Origin of the sequence: Puia sp., from assembly GCF_035546395.1 — a bacterium.
Taxonomy (GTDB): domain Bacteria; phylum Bacteroidota; class Bacteroidia; order Chitinophagales; family Chitinophagaceae; genus Puia.
The window spans coordinates 267499-288927 of record NZ_DASZXR010000014.1 but is presented as its reverse complement, the minus strand read 5'-3'; the positions used below and the strand labels follow the sequence as shown (position 1 = coordinate 288927).

The 21429-nt window shown below is 56.7% G+C and carries 16 protein-coding genes; 4 read left to right on the top strand and 12 right to left on the bottom strand.

Annotation, left to right across the window (positions count from 1 at the left end; all coding sequences use genetic code 11):
* The first annotated feature begins 71 nt into the window (after positions 1–71).
* Complete coding sequence (locus tag VHE34_RS13865) at positions 72–1151, top strand: acyl-CoA desaturase (protein ID WP_325588863.1); 1080 nt, start codon at positions 72–74, stop codon at positions 1149–1151.
* Here the strand turns inward: VHE34_RS13865 and VHE34_RS13860 are convergent.
* Together VHE34_RS13860 and VHE34_RS13855 are read right to left on the bottom strand one after the other, a co-directional pair.
* Positions 1138–2388: an OmpA family protein gene (locus VHE34_RS13860; RefSeq protein ID WP_325588861.1), complete on the bottom strand. Its 1251-nt coding sequence runs from the start codon at positions 2386–2388 to the stop codon at positions 1138–1140. The genes VHE34_RS13865 and VHE34_RS13860 overlap by 14 nt on opposite strands.
* Before the next feature lie 13 nt (positions 2389–2401).
* The gene (locus tag VHE34_RS13855; RefSeq protein WP_325588859.1) at positions 2402–7153 is read right to left on the bottom strand and encodes a beta strand repeat-containing protein; all 4752 of its coding nucleotides are present in this window, start codon (positions 7151–7153) and stop codon (positions 2402–2404) included.
* A gap of 420 nt (positions 7154–7573) precedes the next feature.
* On the opposite strand from VHE34_RS13855, the gene VHE34_RS13850 reads away from it, so the two are divergent.
* Complete coding sequence (locus tag VHE34_RS13850) at positions 7574–8329, top strand: metallophosphoesterase family protein (protein WP_325588857.1); 756 nt, start codon at positions 7574–7576, stop codon at positions 8327–8329.
* Between the two features lie 2 nt (positions 8330–8331).
* On the opposite strand, the gene VHE34_RS13845 is transcribed toward VHE34_RS13850, so the two are convergent.
* The 7 genes from VHE34_RS13845 to VHE34_RS13815 all read right to left on the bottom strand — a co-directional run bounded on the left by VHE34_RS13845 (position 8332) and on the right by VHE34_RS13815 (position 17342).
* Entirely contained in the window at positions 8332–9126 is a 795-nt protein-coding gene (locus VHE34_RS13845; protein WP_325588855.1) for an SMI1/KNR4 family protein, read from the bottom strand.
* A gap of 91 nt (positions 9127–9217) precedes the next feature.
* On the bottom strand, positions 9218–10669 hold the full coding sequence (locus VHE34_RS13840; RefSeq protein WP_325588853.1) for a bifunctional 2-methylcitrate dehydratase/aconitate hydratase: 1452 nt from the start codon (positions 10667–10669) through the stop codon (positions 9218–9220).
* Positions 10670–10675: 6 nt separating this feature from the next.
* A complete protein-coding gene (gene prpC / locus VHE34_RS13835; protein WP_325588851.1) occupies positions 10676–11827 on the bottom strand; it encodes a bifunctional 2-methylcitrate synthase/citrate synthase in 1152 nt (383 codons plus the stop codon).
* A 6-nt stretch (positions 11828–11833) separates the two neighbouring features.
* The gene (prpB, locus tag VHE34_RS13830) at positions 11834–12724 is read right to left on the bottom strand and encodes a methylisocitrate lyase (RefSeq protein ID WP_325588850.1); all 891 of its coding nucleotides are present in this window, start codon (positions 12722–12724) and stop codon (positions 11834–11836) included.
* Positions 12725–12741: 17 nt separating this feature from the next.
* Positions 12742–12897, bottom strand: coding sequence for a serine hydrolase (locus tag VHE34_RS31140; protein ID WP_414709898.1), 156 nt, complete (start codon positions 12895–12897; stop codon positions 12742–12744).
* A gap of 102 nt (positions 12898–12999) precedes the next feature.
* Entirely contained in the window at positions 13000–14562 is a 1563-nt protein-coding gene (locus VHE34_RS13820) for an LA_3751/LA_3752 family putative glycosyltransferase (protein WP_325588847.1), read from the bottom strand.
* A 17-nt stretch (positions 14563–14579) separates the two neighbouring features.
* Entirely contained in the window at positions 14580–17342 is a 2763-nt protein-coding gene (locus VHE34_RS13815; RefSeq protein ID WP_325588846.1) for a trehalase family glycosidase, read from the bottom strand.
* A gap of 36 nt (positions 17343–17378) precedes the next feature.
* Between VHE34_RS13815 and VHE34_RS13810 the strand changes: the two genes are divergently transcribed.
* Positions 17379–18272, top strand: a complete 894-nt coding sequence (locus tag VHE34_RS13810; RefSeq protein ID WP_325588845.1) for a dienelactone hydrolase family protein — start codon at positions 17379–17381, stop codon at positions 18270–18272.
* A gap of 191 nt (positions 18273–18463) precedes the next feature.
* Entirely contained in the window at positions 18464–19123 is a 660-nt protein-coding gene (locus VHE34_RS13805) for an epimerase (protein WP_325588843.1), read from the top strand.
* Here VHE34_RS13805 and VHE34_RS13800 read toward each other — a convergent pair.
* From VHE34_RS13800 to VHE34_RS13790, 3 genes are all read right to left on the bottom strand, one after another.
* Positions 19104–19625 (bottom strand): DinB family protein, encoded by a 522-nt coding sequence (locus VHE34_RS13800; RefSeq protein WP_325588841.1) that lies wholly within the window; start codon positions 19623–19625, stop codon positions 19104–19106. The genes VHE34_RS13805 and VHE34_RS13800 overlap by 20 nt on opposite strands.
* The gene (locus tag VHE34_RS13795) at positions 19615–20277 is read right to left on the bottom strand and encodes a DUF1349 domain-containing protein (RefSeq protein WP_325588839.1); all 663 of its coding nucleotides are present in this window, start codon (positions 20275–20277) and stop codon (positions 19615–19617) included. Before VHE34_RS13795 ends, VHE34_RS13800 begins: the two co-directional genes overlap by 11 nt.
* A 364-nt stretch (positions 20278–20641) precedes the next feature.
* Positions 20642–21418 carry an alpha/beta fold hydrolase gene (locus VHE34_RS13790; protein WP_325588837.1) on the bottom strand — a complete coding sequence of 259 codons (777 nt, stop codon included), beginning with the start codon at positions 21416–21418 and terminating at the stop codon, positions 20642–20644.
* Positions 21419–21429: the final 11 nt, after the last annotated feature.

The following is a 21429-nucleotide window of genomic DNA, read 5'->3' as shown; positions in this document are numbered from 1 at the left end:
CTAAATTGATCGAACTTATGCCCGAAAATAACGACATTTGTACTGTCTGTCAAAAGCCGGCCTGTCCAAACATGTCCAAATTAACCTTCAACAATAGCAATCCCGTATTTTACACTTCGTTGAAAGCCGCTGTGAACAAGTATTTCGCAGAGATCAACAAGAGAAAGACGGGTAATATTCACTTATATGCAAAGGCCGTTATCCTGATCCTTTCGACGGTTTCGTTATATGCCGTATTGTTATTCGCGCCTTTGGCCCTGCTGCCGAGGATCCTGGCCAGCCTGGTCCTGGGTTTTGCACTCGCCTGTATCGGGTTCAATGTCATGCATGACGCCAACCACGGCAGCTATTCTTCGCGTAAATGGGTCAACCATCTCATGGGCCTTACGTTGAACGCCCTGGGCGGAAATAATTTCATTTGGAAGCAAAAGCACAATATCATCCATCATACCTACACGAATATCGAAGGCATCGATGATGATATTGCCAAAAGCCCGTATATCCGCATGTGCAGCCCGCAGCGCTGGGTTCCCGCTCATCGGCTGCAACACCTGTATACGCCCGTCTTATACGCTCTCAGCTCGATGATCTGGATACTTTACCAGGATTTCGAAAAATACTTTAAAAAGAAGATAGTCAAAACGCCTCTTGCACGGATGTCGGCGGCCGATCATGCGATATTCTGGACAAGTAAGGTGCTCTACGTCGTATTTTATATGGTGCTCCCGATTTGGCTGACGGGCTGGCAGGCCTGGCTCGTGTTCTTCCTATGTATGCACGTTGCCCTGGGATTGACCCTATCCATCGTCTTTCAATTGGCGCATGTGGTGGAGGAGACCGAATTCGAGTCGAGTACCGGTGATGAACAACAGATTGAGAATGAATGGGCCATCCACCAGGTAAGAACAACGGCCAACTTCGCGCCCGGTAATCCGGTGATTTCCTGGTTTGCCGGTGGACTGAACTACCAGATAGAGCATCATCTGTTCCCCCGGATAAGTCATGTCCATTACCCGGCGATCAGCAAATTGGTACAGGCCGAATGTGCGGCCTATGGTCTGCCTTATCATTCCCTGCCTAGTTTTAAAGCCGCGGTCGTTTCGCATTTCCGGTTTATCCGGATGCTGGGGCGGGAGCCTATTTTATCTTGATCACCACCCTCCTATTTTTATAGTTCGCCAACGGATTGAACGGCTCGAACACATCCGTCTCCGAAGCAGGGCTCACCTCCATCCTCGCGGGATCGACCCCTTTGCTCCGCAGATAGGCAGCAACCGCCTTCGCCCGCTCCGCGCCCACGGCCTTATCCTCCGGTTCGTTATCGCCGTCACAGGTATGACCCGTGATGGAAATGCGAAGGGCGGGGAATCGCTTCAGCACATCGGCGACCTCGTCCAGATGCTTCTTCTGGATCTCCGGGACGGCCGTTTCGCCAAGAAGACCAAAGACCACCGATTCTTCGATCAACTCCCGCTGCTCGTCCTGAAGCGTGTCCAATACCGGCGCCACGGCCCCGGGCGCAGTCTTGCTCCCGCCGGCCGGGCGTTTGCCACCTAGCCCAAAGCTTAGTCTCACCTGCAGTCCGAAGGAGAGCAGGCTCGCGGTGCCGGTAGTGCCGCTATTCAGCACGCTGCCGGCTTGTGCACTATTCACGCCGTTAGAATTGTAGCCTACCAAGGGGAGACGGCTGCTGCTCTTTTTGACCACGCCGGTCAGGCCATAGTCGGCATATATGCCCACATAGAGCCTCGATTGGGGAGCCAGGCTAAAGCTTACCCCCGTGGCCGCGCTCAGGGCCGCCGACGGTTTCAGCTGGGTGCCGGTGGTCGTGGCCTTCCAGCCGTTGATCGTCCCAAAGCCATGTTGCGGAAGGTTCGAGACCTCTATATTGTAATCGGGATAGTACCCTGAAAGGACCAGCTGTCCCGCGGATGCCTGGGTGCTGCTGCCGAACGGAACAAATACCTTCCCGCCGGCATCGAGGTACCATTGTAAAAGGGGGTCCTGCGTATGATATTGCAACAGCAGCGGTACGCTGACCGCATAAAACCGCTGCATCTCCTGGTACCCCGTGGCCTTTACATTGTATTGAAAAGCCGAACCCGCATCGTCTACCTGGTAGGTCGAAGAAATGACCCCATTCTGTAAAGTGGCTTTTGTCCGGTAGATGCCGCCGGCGACACCGGTCAGCAGGTCCAGGGTGCCACCCAGCCGGATGCTGTAGCCCAGGCCCAGCGACCCGCCCGGCTGCGGCTGTATCTTTCCGTTGGGAAGGGTATAGTGAATCCCCTGCAATCCGCCGTCCAGCTGAATATTCAGCGCCTGGGCCGCAGCCGGGCGCGGCGCCGAAAGCGCAATAAGGAACACACCGATGAGGATTCTTGTCATGGAGAACATATAGTTATTGCTGAACGACGAGCACATTGACACTTGCCTTTTGTCCGCTGGCCAGCAGCAGGTTGATGATATAGGTACCGGTCTCTGACGGCATGGCCACCTGCAGGGTAGGTGTAACGGCGGTGACTTGTGTCCGCACCCTTCCGTTGAGATCGACGATCGTCAGAACGGCGCCCTGCAAGGCCGTGGAGGTGTAGTTGCTGGTGACCGTGACCATCGCGCCGGTGTTAGCGGGGTTGGGATAGACCTTGATGCCGCCGGGTATCGGTGCGCCGGCAGTAATGGACAGTACGCAACTTTGCACCCGCTGGCTGTCCTTATTGGTCGCGATGACATAATACTGCCCGTTCAACGGCGAGGTCTCGCTGTAATACGGGCTGGTGGCGCCTGGAACGGCATCGCCGTCCTTATACCATTGCCAGCCGACATAGTCGCCGCCGCTGTTATCGAAGAAGATGGCATCGTTCCAACGTTGCCGGATCAGCGATGCGGCCTGGTAGTACACCGTATCGTTAACGGGCGTGGCTGCGGTATGGTTGGCGTCCCCGGGTTGCGTGGCGGTTACGATCGTGCTACCCGGTTTGAGCAAGGTCAGTAGACTGCCCGATAAGGAGGCGATCGCCGGATCGGCCACCGAATACGTTACCGGCAGACCGCTGCTGGCCACGGCGGTGAGCTGCACCTGCGTCTGGTCACTGCATCCTACGATTAGGCTCTGCCCCCAGATGATCTGCTGCGTGGCTATAGTGATGATCAGATTATTGGCCGTGAAGTCGAGCGTATAATTCCCGCCCGCGCTCAGGCTGCCGGTGTTGATGGCGTAGGTGCCCACATTCTCACCCGGCGTCCGGCTCAGGCTGCCGGTGAAGACACTCGTGTTGTCGCCATTCAGGAGCCCGGTGACGGTATAGGTGAATAGGGGGTCCGGCTGGCCGAATGGTTTGGTCTGCGGCAATGCGGTGATATGCAACGCGGCGGGGCCGATGGTAAGGGTGCCTGGATTGTATACAAAGTCGTAGTTGGAGCTGGCGCCGCCTGAGGCCGTGATCGGATAAGCGCCCGCCGGCGAGGTGGCGGTGGCCGTCGTGACCAGCGTCGGCACGGCCGACAGATCGCCGGGCTTATCCCCGTTGGCAAACCCAATATAGGATGCCGTCAGGGCGGGCAGGTTCCCCCCATACACCATCGACGCCGGGTTGGGCGTCACCGTCAGGGTAGCCTTGCCGATCGTCATCGTGCCGGGATTATAGGCGATGGTATAGTTCGGATCGACCGCGCCGGAGGCCGTGATGGGATAGGTGCCCACCGGCGAGGAGACGGCCGCCGGGGTCGTCAGCGTAGGCGGGGTGGTCAGCCGCGAGGCGTTGTCGCCGTTGACAAAGCCGCTGTATAATACGGTCAGGGCGGGCACCGCCCCTCCATAGGTCATGGTCTGGTTGGCCGCGGTGATGGTCAGCGGCGCCGGGCTGATCGTATAGGTGCCGTTGACATAGGCGATGGCATAGTTGTCGCTCGAGGCGCCGGAGGGGATCAACGCATAAGTGCCTACGGGCGCGCCCGTCACCGCCGTATTGGTCACGGTCGGCTGGGTGGTGAGGTTGGCGGGTCCGTCGCCGTTGACAAAGCCACTATAGGTTACCGTTAGCAGGCTGCCGGGCGCCAGCGGAGCGCCATAGACGCTGCCGGCGGGGTTGGCGGTTATCGTCAGCAAGGCCTTCCCGACAGCCAGGATACCGGTGACATATACAAAGGTATAGTTGGAAGACACTGCGCCTGAGACGGAGATCGGGTACGCCCCTGCCGGCGAAGAAGCGCTGGCCGGAACCGAGAGGGAAGGTTGTTGGGCGAGGTTGCCGGGACCATCCCCGTTGACGAATCCTGAGTAACTTATCGTCAGCGTTGGCAGCGGCCCGCCCAATGGCATCGTCTTATTATCTGCCGTCACCGTCAGCGTCGCCTTGCCGATCGTCAGCGTGCCGGGCGTATAGCTGATGGTATAGTTGGGGTCCCTCGCACCGGAGGCCGTGATCGGATAGCCGCCCACCGGCGAGGAGGAACTGGCCGAAGTGGCGACGACAGGCGGCGTGGTCAGGCTGGCCGGGTTGTCACCGTTTACAAAACCGCTGTAGGTAACGGCAAGGGGAGGCACGGTACCGCCGTAGATCATGCTCTGGCTGATCGTCGCAATGTTCAGGGACGCCGGACTGATGGTGTAGGTGCCGTTCACATAATTGATCGTATAGTTGCTGCTGGAAGCACCGGAAGGCGTCAGCGTATAGGCGCCGGCTGGGGCGCCGGAGAAGGCGGTATTGGTGACCGTTGGCAGCGAGCTCAGGCTGCCCGGACCATCGCCGTTGACAAATCCACTATAGCTGACCGTAAGCGAGCTGCCTGCAGCCAGCGGAGCGCCATATACGCTGCCGGCGGGATTGGCGGTTATTGTGAGCACCGCCCTTCCGATGGTCAGGGTGCCGTTGACATAGTTGAAGGTATAGTTTGTCGCCGAGCCGCCCGCCGGGGTGATTGGATAAGTGCCTGCAGGCGAGGTAGCCGTCGCCGTCGTGGAGGCCGTGGCGGGGCTCGTCAGTTTGGTCGCATTGTCGCCGTTGACGAAACCGGCGTAGCTCACCGTGAGGGCCGGCAGCGGTCCACCCAGGGTCATGGATTTATCGTCCGCGGTTACCGTCAGCGTGGCCTTGCCAATGGTTATCGTGCCTTGCGTATAGGTGATGGTATAGTTCGGGTCTACCGCGCCGGAGATGGAAATGGGATACGTTCCCGCCGCCGTGGCGGAGTTCACCGCCGTGGTTATATTAGGTGGGGTGGTGAGCCTGGTGGCGTCGTCCCCGTTGACAAACCCGCTGTAGGAGGCTGTAAGGGTGGGTACAGTACCGCCATACGTCATGGTCTGATTGTTGGCGGTGATGCTGAGAGGCGCCTTGCTGACCGTATAGACACCGTTAACATACTTGAAGTCGTAGTTATTGCTCGAGGCGCCGGAAGGAGTCAGCACATAATTGCCTGCGGGAGATCCGGCAACGGCTGTATTGGAGACCGTCGGCTGCGTGGTCAGGCTGCCGGAGCCGTCGCCGTTGACAAAGCCGCTATAGCTGACCGTAAGCGAGCCATTGGGCACCAGGGGATCGCCATAGATGCTGCCGGCAGGGTTGGCCGTGATGGTCAGGGTCGCCTTGCCAATCGACAGGGTCCCGTTGACATAATTGAAGGTATAGTTGTTGCTGACCGCGCCTCCGGGCGTAATTGGGTAAGTATTGACCGGGGAAGCGGAGGTGGCGCTCGTTGTGGCGGTGGCGGGTGTCGACAGTTTGGTGGCGTCGTCCCCATTGACGAAGCCGCTATAGCTGACGGTCAACGGCGTAGGCACGGTCCCGCCGTAGGTCATGCTCTGGTTGTTCGCAGTGACGGTCAGCGTCGCCGGGGTGATCTTATACTGACCGGTCACATAGGTGAAGTTATAGTTGTTGCTCGATGCGCCGGAAGGGGTCAGGATATAGTTGCCCGCCGGGGAGCCGGCAACGGCCGAATTGGCGACCGTCGGCAGGGCGTCCAGGCTGCCGGGACCGTCGCCGTTGACAAATCCGCTATAGTTCACCGTAAGTGAGCCGTTGGACACCAGCGCGGCGCCATACACGCTGCTGGCGGGATTGGCTGTGATCGTCAGGTTCGCTTTCCCTATAGACAGGGTCCCATTGACGTAATTAAAGGTATAGTTGTTGTCTACCGCGCCCCCGGGTGTTATCGGGTAGCTGTTGACCGGGGAAGCGGAGGTGGCGCTCGTCGTGGCGGTAGCGGGCGTTGACATCTTGGATACATCGTCCCCGTTGACAAATCCGCTATAGCTTACCGTCAACGGCGTAGGCACCGCCCCGCCGTAGGTCATGGTTGCATTGTTGGCTGTGATGGTCAGGGTCACCTGATCGATCGTCAATGTGCCTTGGGTAAAGCTGATGTTATAGTTTGGGTCCGTCGCGCCCGAAGGCGTGATGGGATACTGTGCCACCGGCGAAGCCGCCGTGGCGGTGGTGCTGAACGAAACCGGCGTCGACAGCTTGGACGCATCATCCCCGTTGACAAAACCGGCGTAGTTGGCAGTAAAAGTGGGCAGTTGCGCACCATAGGCCTTGTGGACGCTGACGGCCGCGACGGTCAGGGGCACCTGATCGATCGTCAATGTCCCTGTGCCGTAAGAAATGGCATAGTTGGCGGATGCAGCGCCGGACGCTGTAATGTTATATGGTCCGACGGGCGATGCCGCCGTCGCCGTCGTATTGGCCGTAGGGGGACTGGTCAGATTATCGGGCCCTTCTCCACTCACGAACCCAATATACTCGAATGTAAAGGCAGGCATAGCGGCGCCGTAGGCTTTGTGGACGCTGACGGGCGTGATCGTCAGCGGCGCCGGGCTGACGGTCACGCTGTAATCCTGCGTTCCTGTATTCAGTGTCGAGGCGTCCAGCACCGAAACCGTAAAAGGATACGATCCGGGAGCAGTCGGAGTCCCGGCCAGCGTCCCATCGGCCGAAAGGGTGATCCCCTGTGGTAGTACGCCCGCGGAAAGGCTGAACAAAAAGGGCCCGGTGCCTCCACCGGAGGCCGATAGCGTCTGAGTGGGATAGACTGACCGGTACGTTCCGTCCGGAACGGTACCGGGTGAAATAGTCAGGGTTCCCTGGCCATAAAGCAGGTTGCCGATGATCGACAACAGGGTCAGAATGAGAAGGGCCTTCTTGGGCATAAGCGAACAGAGCGTTTTGGACTATTGAAAGGGGGTGCGGCGGAAAAGTCCAAAGGATACTAGAGAAGGAACCTTAAAGGTAGACAATACTGGCTAACTATGCCAGTCCGATTGCAATGGAATCAAAAAATACCACTTATAGGTATGATTTATAACACTATAGGCCTTTTTTTGGCCCCAGCAATCCAGAAGGCTGTACCGCAATAGGCCAGCGCCAGGAACAGCGAGGTTACCTCTACCCCGCCGTCCCCAAGACCCGCCGCCACCGCCTTGGGAATGTGAAGTATAAGGATCCAGGTGAATATCATGGTCCCCAAAAGTGTCGCGAACAACCGGACCCTGATCTTTAGGAGGATCGCCAACCCCGCGACCATAAATTTGGCTCATATTGGAAATTTGAAAATAGTATTAAATTGAACCATGAGAATCGCCCTGCTCGCCGACATCCACGGAAACACGATCGCCCTTGACGCAGTATTGACAGACATCCAAAACCGGGGCGGCGTCGACGGGTATTGGATCATGGGCGACTTCGTAGCGCTGGGCCCGGACCCCGTAGGTGTCCTCGAACGCATAAGCAAACTCAAGGACCTGAGAGTCATCCGGGGGAATACCGATCGCTATGTCGTTTCCGGCGACCGGCCTTCCCCAACACTGCAGGCCACCGCTGCAGACCCCAGCCTCCTTCCCGCACTCGTCGAAGTGGCCAACACCTTTGCCTGGACTCAGGGCATGATCACGGCCGCCGGTTATTGGCAATGGCTGAAAGATCTACCTTTGGAATTCACCCTCACCCTGCCCGACGGCACGCCCTTTCTCGGTGTCCACGCCTCCCCGGGTATGGACGATGGCTCGGGAATTTCCCCGGAAATGGCGGACGATGCCATCGAAAAATTGGTCGGCGCCACCAATGCGAAACTGATCGTCATGGGTCACACCCACCTGCCGCTGAACAACCGTTGGCGCGGGATCCATCTGGTCAATCCCGGAGCGGTAAGCCTGACCCTTACCCCGGACAAACAAGCGCACTACGCCCTGCTATCAGCAACGGCAAACGGATATGCTATCGAACACCACCAGGTCGGTTACAACCGGCAGGCGGTTATCCATCAATTGGGCCAGCTCCACCATCCCGGTCGCGCGTACCTCATCCGTCATCTCAGCGATCATTCCTGAGATCAACCCCAGAACTTCCACCACGGCCGGTCTCCCTTCGCCGCCGGCAAGCCGTTCTTTACCGCCGGCAAACCGTTCTTCGCCGTCCGCATCGCCTTCTTGCCCTTCGTCTCAAAACCCCAGATCAGCTGATCCGCATGCCGGACGGCATTATCAATAAGGGACCCATATTTTCCCCAGGCAAAACCCGTCTGGATCGGGGAGTTCCGCAGATCCACAATAACAAAATGATCAGGAAGTCCCGCTGCAAACTCCCGCAGCACCAGATCTGAAGAACTCCGCGCAGCGGCAATTTCCACATAGCCGTCGTCCTGGTTATAGACGCGCATCATCGTCCGCTCGCGGAAAAGCGAAAGCGTCGATTGCTCCGGTTTCTTGCCCAATTCATCGATCTGCTGGAGAAATTCCACCAGGTCCTCGGATTGTTTGATGACCACTGCCGGGTCGTGGCATGCGAAGAAAACAGACCCCCACCCCCCCATCGGGTTGATATCCACGATCCAAAAATTGCCGGCTCCGTCGCCCGCAAGTTGGACGGAGGCCGGGAAGATATTTTCAAATCCAAATTGATCGACCCCGTCAAAGCTGATCTCGCCGAGCCCCGCAAAGGAGAACCCGGATGAAAATTGCAATAACTCCCGTATCTCAGCCGGGATATGCGACGCAGGCAATCGCGCCGCCAGATGTTCGATCTGGTAGTCCGGCAAGCCTTCCTTCAGGATGATCCCAAACTCCCGCCCATCCGCGGTGACATAACGCTCGTCTTTAATCAATTTCAATTGTTCCAGTGCAGTCATGAAATTGGTTTTGCGCGCATGAAATACAAGGTATACTATATCCGCATGATTGCGCCGACGGCACCGTCACGACCATCGCCGGCACCGGTGGCTAGATCACCAGCCGATCCACGAACTCATGCACAGGCGTGCCCGCGAGCCGCCCATAATCCAGCGTATGCTCCAGCACCACACGCTGCTGTTTCTCCGGGAAGACCCTCGCCAGGTTGATCTTATATTTCTTGATCAGCTCGGGAATGCCTTCCTCCCGGCGCCGCTTATGCCCAATGGGATACTCCACCACCACTTCCTTCAACTTCGTTCCATCGGTCAGCTCCACCGTCAAGGCGTTGGCGATGCTTCGTTTTTCCGGATCGTGATAGTCCTTCGTAAACTGGACATCCTCCACACACTCCATCTTATCCCGAAGCACATCGATCCGCGGATCGGCCGCCACCCTATCCTCATAGTCCGCCGCCGTCAGCCGGCCAAAGATCAGCGGAACGGCGATCATATATTGGATGCAGTGATCCCGATCCGCCGGGTTGTTCAACGGCCCCTTCTTATCGATGATCCGGATCGCGGCTTCGTGCGTGCGGATCGTAATTTTCTTTATATCGTCAGTCGTCTTTCCGGCCGCCCTGAGCTGCCCATGCAAGGTCATCGCCGCTTCCACCGCCGTCTGGGAGTGAAATTCGGCAGGAAACGATATCTTGAACAACACATTCTCCATCACATACGATCCATAGTCCCGCTGGAATTTAAAGGCGTTGCCCTTGAAGGAGACGTCATAGAATCCCCAGGTCCTGGCGGTCAATACCGAAGGATAACCCATCTCTCCCGTCTGAGCGATCAGTGCGAGCCGGACCGCCCGGGAGGTGGCATCGCCCGCCGCCCAGGATTTCCGGCTGCCGGTGTTCGGCGCATGGCGATAGGTGCGTAAAGATTGGCCGTCGACGAAGGCCAGCGAGATGGCATTGATCAGCTCATCCCGCGTAAGTCCTAAAAGCCGCCCCACGACAGCCGTGGATGCGACCTTTACCAGGATGACATGGTCCAATCCCACTTTATTAAAAGAGTTCTCCAGCGCCAGCACTCCCTGGATCTCATGCGCCCGGATCATCGCATCCAGCACCGCCTTCATCGTCAGGGCCGGCTTACCCATCGCAACGGCCGTCCGCGAGAGCCAATCGGCAGTCGCCAGGATTCCGCCCAGGTTATCCGACGGATGCCCCCATTCGGCGGCCAGCCAGGTATCGTTGAAATCCAGCCAGCGGATGATCGCCCCGATATTGAACGCCGCCTGGATAGGGTCAAGCTGGAATTGAGTTCCCGGCACTTTTGCGCCGTTCGGGACAACGGTACCGCGTACGACCGGCCCCAGCAGCTTCGTACAGGCCGGATAGGTCAGCGCCTCGAACCCGCAGCCGAGCGTATCCAGCAGACAATAGTGTGCAGTGGTCCAGGCAAGTTCGTTCCTGATCTCATAGTTGAGGACATAGTCCGCAATATCCACCAGTACTTTATCGGGTTGCGGACGTTCGTTCGAAATGTGTGACGACATTATAGTTTATTTGCGTTGATCGATCGTGATGAATTCCTTGTTGTCCGGACCTATATAGTTCGCGCTCGGCCGGATGATCTTGCCGTCCTGCCGTTGTTCGATGACGTGTGCGCTCCAACCCGTCACGCGTGAGATGACGAACAGGGGCGTGAACATCAGCGTCGGCACACCCATCAAATGATAGGAGACTGCGGAGAACCAATCCAGGTTCGGGAACATCTTCTTCTCATTCCACATCACCGTCTCCAGCCGCGCCGCGATGTCGAACAGCAGCATATCTCCCGCTTCTTCCGAAAGTTCCTTCGCCACCTTCTTGATCACCGCATTCCGCGGATCGGAGATTGTATACACCGGGTGGCCGAACCCGATGATCACTTCCTTATTGGCCAGGCGCTGCCGGATATCCGCTTCGGCCTCGTCCGCCGAGTTATAGCGGCTCTGGATATCGAAGGCGACCTCGTTGGCGCCGCCATGCTTCGGTCCCCGCAACGCGCCGATCGCCCCGGTGACAGCCGAATAGATGTCCGAACCCGTTCCGGCGATGACCCGCCCGGTAAAGGTCGAGGCGTTGAACTCGTGTTCGGCGTAAAGATTCAAAGAGATCTGCATGGCTTTTACCCAGGACGCAGAGGGTTTCTGACCATGAAGGAGATGGAGGAAGTGTCCGCCGATCGAGTCGTCATCCGTCTCCACCTCTATCTCGCGGCCATTATGCGAGTAATGATACCAGTATAACAGCGCGGAACCAAAGGACGCCATCAGCTTATCGGCGATATCCCTTGCACCCGCCGCACTATGATCGTCTTTCTCGGGCTGCACCGTTCCCATGACCGAGGCCGCCGTCCGCAGCAAATCCATCGGGTGGGCCGTCGAAGGGATACTCTTCAGGACATTCTTCACCGCCTGGGGAAGGCCGCGATAGGACTTTAACTTGCTTTTATAGGCCTTCAGTTGCGACTGAGTGGGCAGTTGACCGTAGATAAGCAGGTAGGCCGTCTCCTCGAACTGCGCCTTTTCCGCGAGGTCGAGGATATCATAGCCCCGGTAATGCAGATCGTTCCCGCTTTTACCAACACTGCAAAGGGCCGTATTGCCTGCCGCGACGCCGGACAACGCTACGCTTTTCTTCGGTTTGAAAACACCTTCGTTTGTTGACATCTTTACTTATTTTTTAAACAGGTTATCCAATTTTTGTTCGTAAGCATAGTAGCCGATGCTCTCATACAACTCCTCCCGCGTTTGCATCGTGTCCAGCACATTCTTCTGCGTACCGTCGGTACGGATATGCGTGTACACATTCTGCGCGGCCTTGTTCGCGGCCCGGAAGGCGGACAGCGGGTACAGCGCGAGTCCGACACCCGCATCGCGCAATTCATCCACCGTATACATTTTGATCATCCCGAATTCCGTGATGTTGGCCAGCACGGGGATCCCCGTGGCGTCCACAAATTTTTGGTACAGGTTCAGTTCGGGAACGGCCTCGGCAAAGATGAAGTCGGCGCCGGCCTCCTTATATGCAACGGCCCGTTCGAGGGTCTTCTCCAGGCCTTCACTGGCAAAAGCGTCCGTACGGGCGCCGATCACAAAATTCTCATCGGTGCGGGCGTCGGCCGCCGCCTTCAGGCGATCCACCATCTCTTCCCGGCTGACCACTTCTTTTCCCGGCCGGTGACCGCAGCGTTTGGCGCCTACCTGGTCCTCGATATGCAGGGCGGCTGCGCCGGCCTTTATCAGCGACCGGACAGTGCGGGCCACGTTGAAGGCCGAGGGGCCGAAACCCGTGTCCACATCCACGAGCAGGGGCAGGTTGCAAACATTGGTGATGCGTTGAATGTCGACCAGTACGTCTTCCAGTGTGGTGATGCCCAGGTCGGGAATACCCAGCGAACCCGCGGCCACTCCGCCGCCCGAGAGATAGATCGCGTTAAATCCGGCCTGTTGCGCGAGCAAGGCGTGGTTGGCATTGATGGCTCCGACGATCTGCAAAGGTTTCTCCTTCTTCATGGCCTCCCGGAACAGGGCCCCGGGAGATCGCAAGCTTTCGATCTTATTCATTTTTATATTATTGCGCGCTAAAAGTAATTCATCAGCATCATATTCTGAAAAATATGGAAAAACCCCGGGGTAAGGCGGCTGGAATGGCTTTGGGCATTAAGCTTACCTTGTTCCACCAACTGCATGACAAGCGTGGAAGTGAACGTTTTGGTCAGGGAGGCTATTCGGAACACCGTTTGGGCCGTCGCCGGGATCTGCTTTTCCAGGTCGGCAAAACCAAGCCCTTCTCCTGACCACGGGAACCGCCAATTGGGCAAAAGCCGATCGAACCGGCGCTATTTCAACGCATACGTGTTCGACACCATCTCCTCTTTCAGGTTTTTCGCCTTCTTCGGATCCATCGTCCAATATTGCCGGGTCGAAGAATCCCTCAGCATCGGCGGCAACGAAGGCTTACGCGGATCGAAAATATAGGTGAACTGCCGCACGCCGTGATTCTTTAGCTGCGGCAGCAGGCGCCGAAGACTGTCATCCCCTGACTCAAAGAAGAAATAGTCCTTGTCGAAAAGCCAGGCCAGATCATACATTAAATAGGGGTTGGAAACGATCACCACATTTCCTTCACCGCGGTCCAGCTTTTGATATATCGGCCGGACCCTCGCATTATACCGCCACCGCAAGTTCTTATAGGCGCCATGCGTATTGTGAAAGAACGAATTCCACCCCCCCACCGCAATATACAGCGTGATCCACCAGGGAATCGTCCACCGGCCGAGGATATTCCATTGATTGATGACCAGTATCAGCAATACTACCGTCACCGGAACGATCGCCAGGAAATACCGCGGCCCCCATTGCACCACCCCGTCATTGGGTAACATGAAAGGAGTGATCAGGGAGAACAGCACAACAATCCCCGTAAGCAGCAGCGGCCGCAAATTGTTTTCGGGATCCTTTTTCCAGGTCCGCACCAGTCGCCAGAGGATCGGAGCAAGCAAAGCGATAAAGGAAAAGTTACGGCCCGAAAGGTAGTTGATACGGATAAGATTTTGGAATCCTTTGGAAAGGCTCATCCGGGTGTCCGCGTTCTTATCAAGCAGCAGTTGCTTTCCGTGAATACCGAGGATCCATCCATACTCGAGCTGGTTAAAGATCAGCCAGGAGATGGCAACCAGTCCAACCGCGGCGATAAAGGCCGGGTATACCCGTTTCCGCTCGCGAAGGAAAAGAATTCCCGCGGCAACGCAATACAGAAAATCCATCACGGCCGCCTCGGGGCGCAACCAGATGGCTAACCCGCTTACCGCTCCCAGCGCAATCCCGCCGATGATCTTCGACGGTGGACGTACTATCAGCGAGACTCCCGAAAACAAAAGGGTAGCAGCCGGAAGATGTTCCCAGAACATCGTGCCGTAGAGGATGAGGGGGGAGCAGAATACAAGCAAAAAGATACCCAGTGCAATGGCGACCGGCTTTATCCCGGAAACTTTTAACAGCCAGGCCGTCCATCCAAGCAGGACGAATGTGCATAGCAGCGGAAGCAGGTACAGACCGGCGCTGCCCATTTTGGAATAGAACCACGCGCTGACGATCTGGAAAAGGGGCGGATAGACGATCATGTATCCGTTCAGCGTGTGATAGAAGAAAGGCGGTACCAGCGGGGAATAACCGGCCTGCCAAAGCGAAAAGACCCAGTGCGGCTGGGCCAGGTGCAGGTACTTGAAACCGTAACCCGCGGCAATTTGCTTTACCTCCAGCGATTTGAGCGCCTGATCTCCGGCAAAGAATATGCCCTCATGGACGCAGGACGCAAGAAAGGCGATATACAATGTGGAAAGGATCAGGATCGCATAGACAACGGAGTAATTCCCATTTAGTTTTCGGATCAACGCTTGCATACACACATTTTTTGGGACTATTCGACACGCAGTCGCAAGTCACAAAAGGCATGCAAATAATAAGCCTCCAGCCGGAACCGAAGCTGTCCTTCCCCGTTGCTCTTGATCTTTTTTAACAATTTTCCATTTTGAAACAGCGAGTACTCCACACCAGGCTCCAGACCGCGGGCAATATATTCTACGGGCCCTGCGGCGGCCTGCTCCCACTCGCGCTCTTCTTTTTTCCACGCACCGATCTCCAGCTTCAAAGAGTCCTTCGAGATGGCCTGCAATTCCGGTGTCGCCTCCGTCCCGGCAAAAAATTGCAGCGTATCGCCCGTATGAAACGATCCAAAAGCCGTAGCAGCCGTGATCGAAGTAGTCCGGTCCGCAACCGTGTAACGTCCCATATCCAGCCGGACCTTCAGTTTCCGGCCTCTGAATCCGTAGTTCAGCTCCGTGCCCGCCAGCTCGGGGGTGATATGAGGCTCGAGATAAAATCGGTTATACATGGGGTTGATGCCATAGATGGCCTGGTATAACCCCACGACCGAGAGACTATTCCCCGAAAGGATATCATCCCCTCTCCCATCCTGCTTCTGCCGGCCATATCGCTGGAAGGCCAGGCCATCCTTGCCGTATTGATCCAGCACTTTGCGGATATAGCGGATCGCAACCTCGGGCCGGTAGTCCGCATACGCTTTGGCTGCTACGGAGCCCCAGCTGAGGAAAATATCTCCGTTCTCATAATTCGGGAACGGCCACTGCCAGTCATTGCCTTCACCCGGAGCATAGGAAGTCATACAGATCGGCCAGAAGAAGAGGTTCTCCCGTTGCATTTGCGTTTCGATGGTATCGAGGATATGATGGCTTCGCGCGGCATCGTCGCAGATGCCATAAGCGATCGCCATAAAGTTCACCGGCGTCACCATATTCCGACCATGCGCGGACCCATCCTTGTCGAGCCAATGCACATAGCAACGGTTCTCCTCGTCCCAGAATCCGCCTTCCCGCGTCGGCTTGTTGAAGCTTGCCCGGAGCTTTGCCGCAGCGGCCTCGTAGAAGCCGGCCTTTGCGGAATTGTTCAATTGCCGTTCGATAGCAGACCATTTGATCAGCGCATGATACAATTTTGCATTGACAAAGGCATTTTCATACGATGCCCAGATGATATCGATCCAATCGCTGCCTCTTTTTGAATGTTCGTTGTCCGTCATCATTTCCACCAGTCCGTCCCTATCGTCATCCCTTGCCAGGATCCAGTCGAGCGCCTTCTCGCACCCGCGCTGATGGGTCCTTACCCAGCCCAGGTCACCGGTGAGGTCATACAGCTCGCTGACATCGGTCACGAAATCAGGGTTGGAGTCCAGCAGAAATCCCCACTGGGCCTCATAGAATCCCTCCGGCGTATTTTGTCCCGACATCATATCTTCATCGGTATACGCCCAGCGGGCAATGACACGGCCATCGGGCCGGATGGCATGGTCCCGGTAAAAATCGAGACAGCTCTGGTATCCTTTCAGATAATGCGGATCATCGATTCCCAGCCCCAGCTGCGCAATGTACTGCTCGTGCAGACAGATCGGCCCGTAAGGCGTATGCCAGCTGTTGCCGCCGAAATGCAGCGAATCGATGACCCCGATCCTCGCGATGGTATTGAGGACGGCGCTGACCCGTGATCCGTCGATCCCTGCAAAATGGCCGCGACCATAGCGCTCATTCACACCGAAATAACCGAAAACGATCGTTTCCATGCTCTTGCCCGCGGGTTGATCGAAGGAGGCCCATACATCCGTCTTGCCCCGGATAAATCTTCTGCGGTTTGTACCGCTGTCATATCGGGGAAGCATAGGTACATCGGAGACGGTCACCCCAAATGCCAGGCGATCGTCATTGGTCCGGGTATATCGCATGGCCACCTGCTTGCCCGGCGCCTCCACGGTTACGTCTAATCCGTTACCCGTCTTGCCGTTCCAGAAGGAGGACAGCCGGGTGTGGACGCCATAGGTGCAAAGTTTCTCGTTGAACAGGTAGAACCAGGCCAGACCGCCGTAGCCCTGGTAGGCCCCGTCCCAGGTATCCAATCCATTGAACTGGAGGACCGGTGTTGACGATCCGTCGATCTTTGTCGCCGCAGGAAGCCTTCTTTCTATTTTCCAGCGGATGGCGGCGCCGGAGGTGATGAACACCCAACGCTCGCGGATCGGCGCCCGTCGATCCCCATACCGGATGCCGTCCACGATCACCGAGTCGGTTCGCCGGGCAACCGACGGCGACGCGAGCAGGTGAAGCGAGGAATAGGTATTGCCGCCCACGGTCACCGAAGTATATCCGCCGCCGGCCGCGTCCAGCACCTCTTGCCCGTTGACGGTCATTGACCGGATGCAGGCCCGATCGCCGGTTTCCAGCATCAGGGTGAGGTGCGCGTTACAGATCGTGATAGTCCGCGGAGGGTTGGGGTTGGCAAATAGCAGCAGCGGGAACAAGAACAGGAACAGCAGGAGCCGGATCCCTTTGATCAGCACGATCCGCTCGACGGACGCCTCTTTCAGATGCAGCGCCGCTGCCCTCTCCGGGTCTTTCCCAAAATTCGCGAAATCCTCCTCCGTCGGGAAGCTTACCAAATGGATCTCATACGGAGGCTCTGCCTCGCCCTCGATAAAGGCGGAAGCATCGGGCCGCACCCGCAGCAGTAAACGCCCGTTATACCGGGCGATCAGGGGGAGCGCTACCGACTCGAAGGCGTCGAATTCCGCTTCTTTTCCCGGCTCTATATAAATTAACTGAGTGAGGTGGATCATGATCAATATTACATAACTTTAGTTAAAACACTTCACATGAGCACACCCCCAATAAAGAAAGAGGACATCAGGCAGGAGGTCTTCGATCTCTACGACGCTTATGCCCATAGCCGTCTCAGCCGGCGCGACTTCATGGAACGACTCTCGCTTTACGCCGTTGGCGGTGTCACCGTCGGGGCATTGATGAGCTTCCTGATGCCCGATTATAAAAATACGGTGCAGATAAAGGCGGATGATCCCCGGCTGGTAACGGAGATGATCACCTACTCATCGCCCAAAGGCGCCGGGACCATGAAGGCTCAGCTCTCCAAGCCGGCCGATGCAAAAGGCAAACTCGGCGGGGTCGTCGTCGTTCATGAGAACCGCGGCCTGAACCCCTACATCGAAGACGTCGGCCGCCGGCTTGCCGTCGCCGGCTTCATCTCCATCGCGCCCGACGCGCTGACGCCACTCGGCGGCTACCCGGGCGATGATGACAAGGGCCGGGAGATGCAGAGCAAAAGGAACAGGGATGAAATGCTCGAAGACTTCATCGCCGCCTTTGAATACCTGAAAAAGCACCCGGATTGCAATGGAAAGGTGGGGGTTGTCGGCTTTTGTTTCGGCGGCGGTATCGTCAATCTGATGGCCGAGCGTTGCCCCGACCTCGCCGCAGGCGTGCCGTTCTACGGTTCTCAGCCACCGCTGGAACAGGTTCCCCAGATCAAGGCTCCGCTGCTGCTGCATTATGCAGGCCTGGATACCCGGATCACCGACGGCTGGCCGGCGTACGAGAAAGCGTTAAAAGACAACAACAAGGAATACACGGCCTATATCTATCCCAACGTGAACCATGGGTTTCACAACGATACGACCCCGCGTTATGATAAGGCGGCAGCCGAGCTGGCCTGGCAGCGGACGATCGATTTCTTTAAACAGAAGCTGGCCTGAGCACTTAATACGCGTGGACCCAATCGTTCCGACGCTGTTGACCGTACATGCAAAGAAATTACCTAAATAGTTATTGCGAGTCAGAAGGTAATACGGCCAGGTTATCGCCGGCGCCTGCTCCATATACGACCGCATTCTTATTTTTCAGCAGCATATCGTTTTTTTAGCAATATACCCATACATTCGGGGACATGAAAATAAAGGCAATCATCACCGGCGCGACCGGAATGGTCGGAGAAGGCGTCCTGCTGGAATGCCTGGAAAATCCCCAGGTGGAAGAAGTGCTGGTGATCAATCGCAAACCGCTCGGGCGATCGCATCCGAAACTAAAGGAGATCGTCCACGAAGACTTTTTGAATCTTGAGCCCATCGCAGCGCAACTGGTGGGATACAATGCCTGTTTCTTTTGCCTGGGAATCTCTTCCGTCGGCATCGGCAAGGACGAATACAAACACATCACCTATGACCTGACCCTGCACGTAGGCCAGATCCTGGCCCGGCAAAACCCGGCAATGACGTTCTGTTATGTTACCGGCAGCGGGACGGACAGCAGCGAAAAGGGCCGCATTGCCTGGGCCCGCGTAAAGGGCGCCACAGAGAACGCACTGTTAAAGCTCTTCCCCAACGGCTATATGTTTCGGCCGGGGATAATGAAGGCGATGCCCGGGCAGCGGAATCTAAAGGTCTGGTACCGCCGGCTCGCCTGGCTCTACCCCATCGTCCACGCAATCTGGCCATCCGGCTCCTGCACTCTCCGGGAGGTCGGCCAGGCGATGATCAACGTGACGCTCAAAGGGTATCCCAAGCATATTATGGAAGTGAAAGATATCGTTACCGCGGCAAAGTCTTAATCACCTCATCGATCCGTGCCTTCTGCCGCAGATGATGGCGCATATGCATCTCCGCAAACTGCAACCATTCTCCCGCGCTGAAATACAGCAGACCCGGATGCCTTGTCTTCCCAACACCGTGCGCCTCATTCCCAAACAGCGCGTTCACCGCCGTCTTAATGGCTTCCAAACGCCGCCGCAGCTGCTCTTTGGATTCCGGCTGGGGAATAAACACATTCGTCGCCGGCCCCTGGATGAGAACATCCGGAAAGGAATTGTCCGCAAACATCCGCTTCGCGTCGGCATGCATGGCCTTGTCGCCGTTCTCCCGCGTTGCCAGCGCCTCCCCCATCTGTCCGACGAACCATTCCGTATCGTCGAGGATATGCCGGTACACCTGCCCCAACGACCAACTCCCCTCCTGCGGCAGCTGCCGCAGCATCTCAAGGGAGTAATCGTCCACCGCATCGATCCACAGCTGGATCGTTTGATTGAATTGTGCTAACCGCTGCTTATTCTCCAAGGTAGGGATCGCCGATCTTTTTTGTGGAATAATGAATGTCCGAGAACGTCACCCGGCAATTTTTACCCGTCGGCGACTGCGCCAGGAACCCCAGCTTCAACGGGCCATTGCTGTCGAAGACCAGGTGCCGGACGAGATACCAGCTCTTTCCTTCTGCTGAAAAGTAAAGCGTGATCACATTTCCCGCCTTGGCGATCTTGTAGTAAATGCTATTGGCGGCGGACGCCGCGGAATTGCAGTCGTCCGAGATGCCCCTGGTGACTACGCTCACCACTCTGTGCTGCCCCGTATAGTCTTTTTCAAAACAGAATTTGATCCAGTTCAGGCTGTCCGCCTTCAACACGATCGCGCCGCCGTCCCATTTGCTGGCAAAGGCGTGATGGATCGCCGCCGTCAGCACGAAATTGCTGTCGGCGATAAATAGCAGTTTGGGGGCATTGTCGGTGTTGTACGTCACGTTGGGGTCGCGGAACATATCCGTTTTCTCCCCCGACTCGATCACCAGCCGGGCGCCGGAGGCCTCGAAATCCACGGGGATATTCTCCCAATACAGTGGCCGCGGCAGGGCTGCGAGGTGCACTGGTTGTTGCGCCTGTGCCCACAAACCAGCTAGTTGAAATGCGAGAACGGCCGGGTAAAAGAGGAACCTCATTGGACCATATTGAATAATTAAAGAATGGACAAGAATCGAGCCTTTGGGAATCAACTGTTGCCGGATATCTCAGACAAGAGTTCTTTAGCGGGAATATTTTTAACCTCGCCATTTATGGAGATGACCAGAGAGCGACCCTGAGCGGCACTCTCTTCAACCAATTTGCGGGAAGCCTTCTTCATTCCAGCAAGGATTCTGCTGAATAATTCTGTTGGCTGTGGCTTGTTAGACTCCATCTTGTTTTGCTTGGTCGTTAATTCGATTCCAAATATACGTATTAGTAATAATATCGTCAATAAACGGGTATATATAGACTTATCAGATTAGATAAACCCCGATAGTAGGGGCGTTTAATGACATTTTCTTATTTTTTCTCACTTGAAAAAAGAAACTCCCCGATCATCGCGCTCACCAATTTCGGCATCGGCCCGTTCTTTTCGGGACTGCAGATCTCTCCAATATAATCCCCATGCCCGCCCGGCAGGATGGCCAGCCGCGCATTCGGCAGCGTACGGAACAGCGCCAGCGCATGTTCCGCAAGGATGACCTCGCTGTCACCATTGATCACCAGCGCGGGCGCCGCAATCCCCCGGACAGCACTATCGGGAATATCGGTAAAAGCCTTCATCCGCGCCACATCGCGGTCGAACATCCGTTGCAGCCCCGCGGGATCGGGGTTGGCTTTCAGGTAGGCTTCGGCCAGCGGTCGCGGCATGTGCTCGAGCCGCGCATGGTCGAAGCCGTCGAAGAATCCCGGCGGCATCCCGTCCCGCCGGAACGTGGCTGCGATGAGCACCAACTTATGAACCAGTGCAGGATGACGGATCGCGATCTGCAATGCCGTCGTACCGCCATTACTGAAGCCCATTATGTCCGCCTGGGAAATGGCCAGATGCGTAAGCAACGCGGCCACATCGTCGGCGTCCTGCTCGAAGCTCAGAGGCCGGTCGATATCCGGCGTATGCCCATGAGCCTGTAATTCCACGGCAATCACCCGGTGCTCCCGGGCCAGTTCCGGCAGGATCGTCCCCCACGTCGATTCGAGCGTACTTCCGCCGCCATGGATCAACACTAACGGATAGCCGTCGCCGTGGATCTCATAGTAAAGTCGCAGGTTGCCGATAGGCGCATAGTTTCCCATGGCCTAAAATT

Coding starts and splice junctions, on each gene's coding strand:
- VHE34_RS13850 (WP_325588857.1), top strand. CDS start 7,574: ATGAGAATCGCCCTGCTCGCCGACATCCACGGAAACACGATCGCCCTT.
- VHE34_RS13845 (WP_325588855.1), bottom strand. CDS start 9,126: ATGACTGCACTGGAACAATTGAAATTGATTAAAGACGAGCGTTATGTC.
- prpC (WP_325588851.1), bottom strand. CDS start 11,827: ATGTCAACAAACGAAGGTGTTTTCAAACCGAAGAAAAGCGTAGCGTTG.
- prpB (WP_325588850.1), bottom strand. CDS start 12,724: ATGAATAAGATCGAAAGCTTGCGATCTCCCGGGGCCCTGTTCCGGGAG.
- VHE34_RS13820 (WP_325588847.1), bottom strand. CDS start 14,562: ATGCAAGCGTTGATCCGAAAACTAAATGGGAATTACTCCGTTGTCTAT.
- VHE34_RS13855 (WP_325588859.1), bottom strand. CDS start 7,153: ATGCCCAAGAAGGCCCTTCTCATTCTGACCCTGTTGTCGATCATCGGC.
- VHE34_RS13810 (WP_325588845.1), top strand. CDS start 17,379: ATGAGCACACCCCCAATAAAGAAAGAGGACATCAGGCAGGAGGTCTTC.
- VHE34_RS13805 (WP_325588843.1), top strand. CDS start 18,464: ATGAAAATAAAGGCAATCATCACCGGCGCGACCGGAATGGTCGGAGAA.
- VHE34_RS13865 (WP_325588863.1), top strand. CDS start 72: ATGTCCAAATTAACCTTCAACAATAGCAATCCCGTATTTTACACTTCG.
- VHE34_RS13840 (WP_325588853.1), bottom strand. CDS start 10,669: ATGTCGTCACACATTTCGAACGAACGTCCGCAACCCGATAAAGTACTG.
- VHE34_RS13860 (WP_325588861.1), bottom strand. CDS start 2,388: ATGACAAGAATCCTCATCGGTGTGTTCCTTATTGCGCTTTCGGCGCCG.
- VHE34_RS13790 (WP_325588837.1), bottom strand. CDS start 21,418: ATGGGAAACTATGCGCCTATCGGCAACCTGCGACTTTACTATGAGATC.
- VHE34_RS13795 (WP_325588839.1), bottom strand. CDS start 20,277: ATGAGGTTCCTCTTTTACCCGGCCGTTCTCGCATTTCAACTAGCTGGT.
- VHE34_RS13815 (WP_325588846.1), bottom strand. CDS start 17,342: ATGATCCACCTCACTCAGTTAATTTATATAGAGCCGGGAAAAGAAGCG.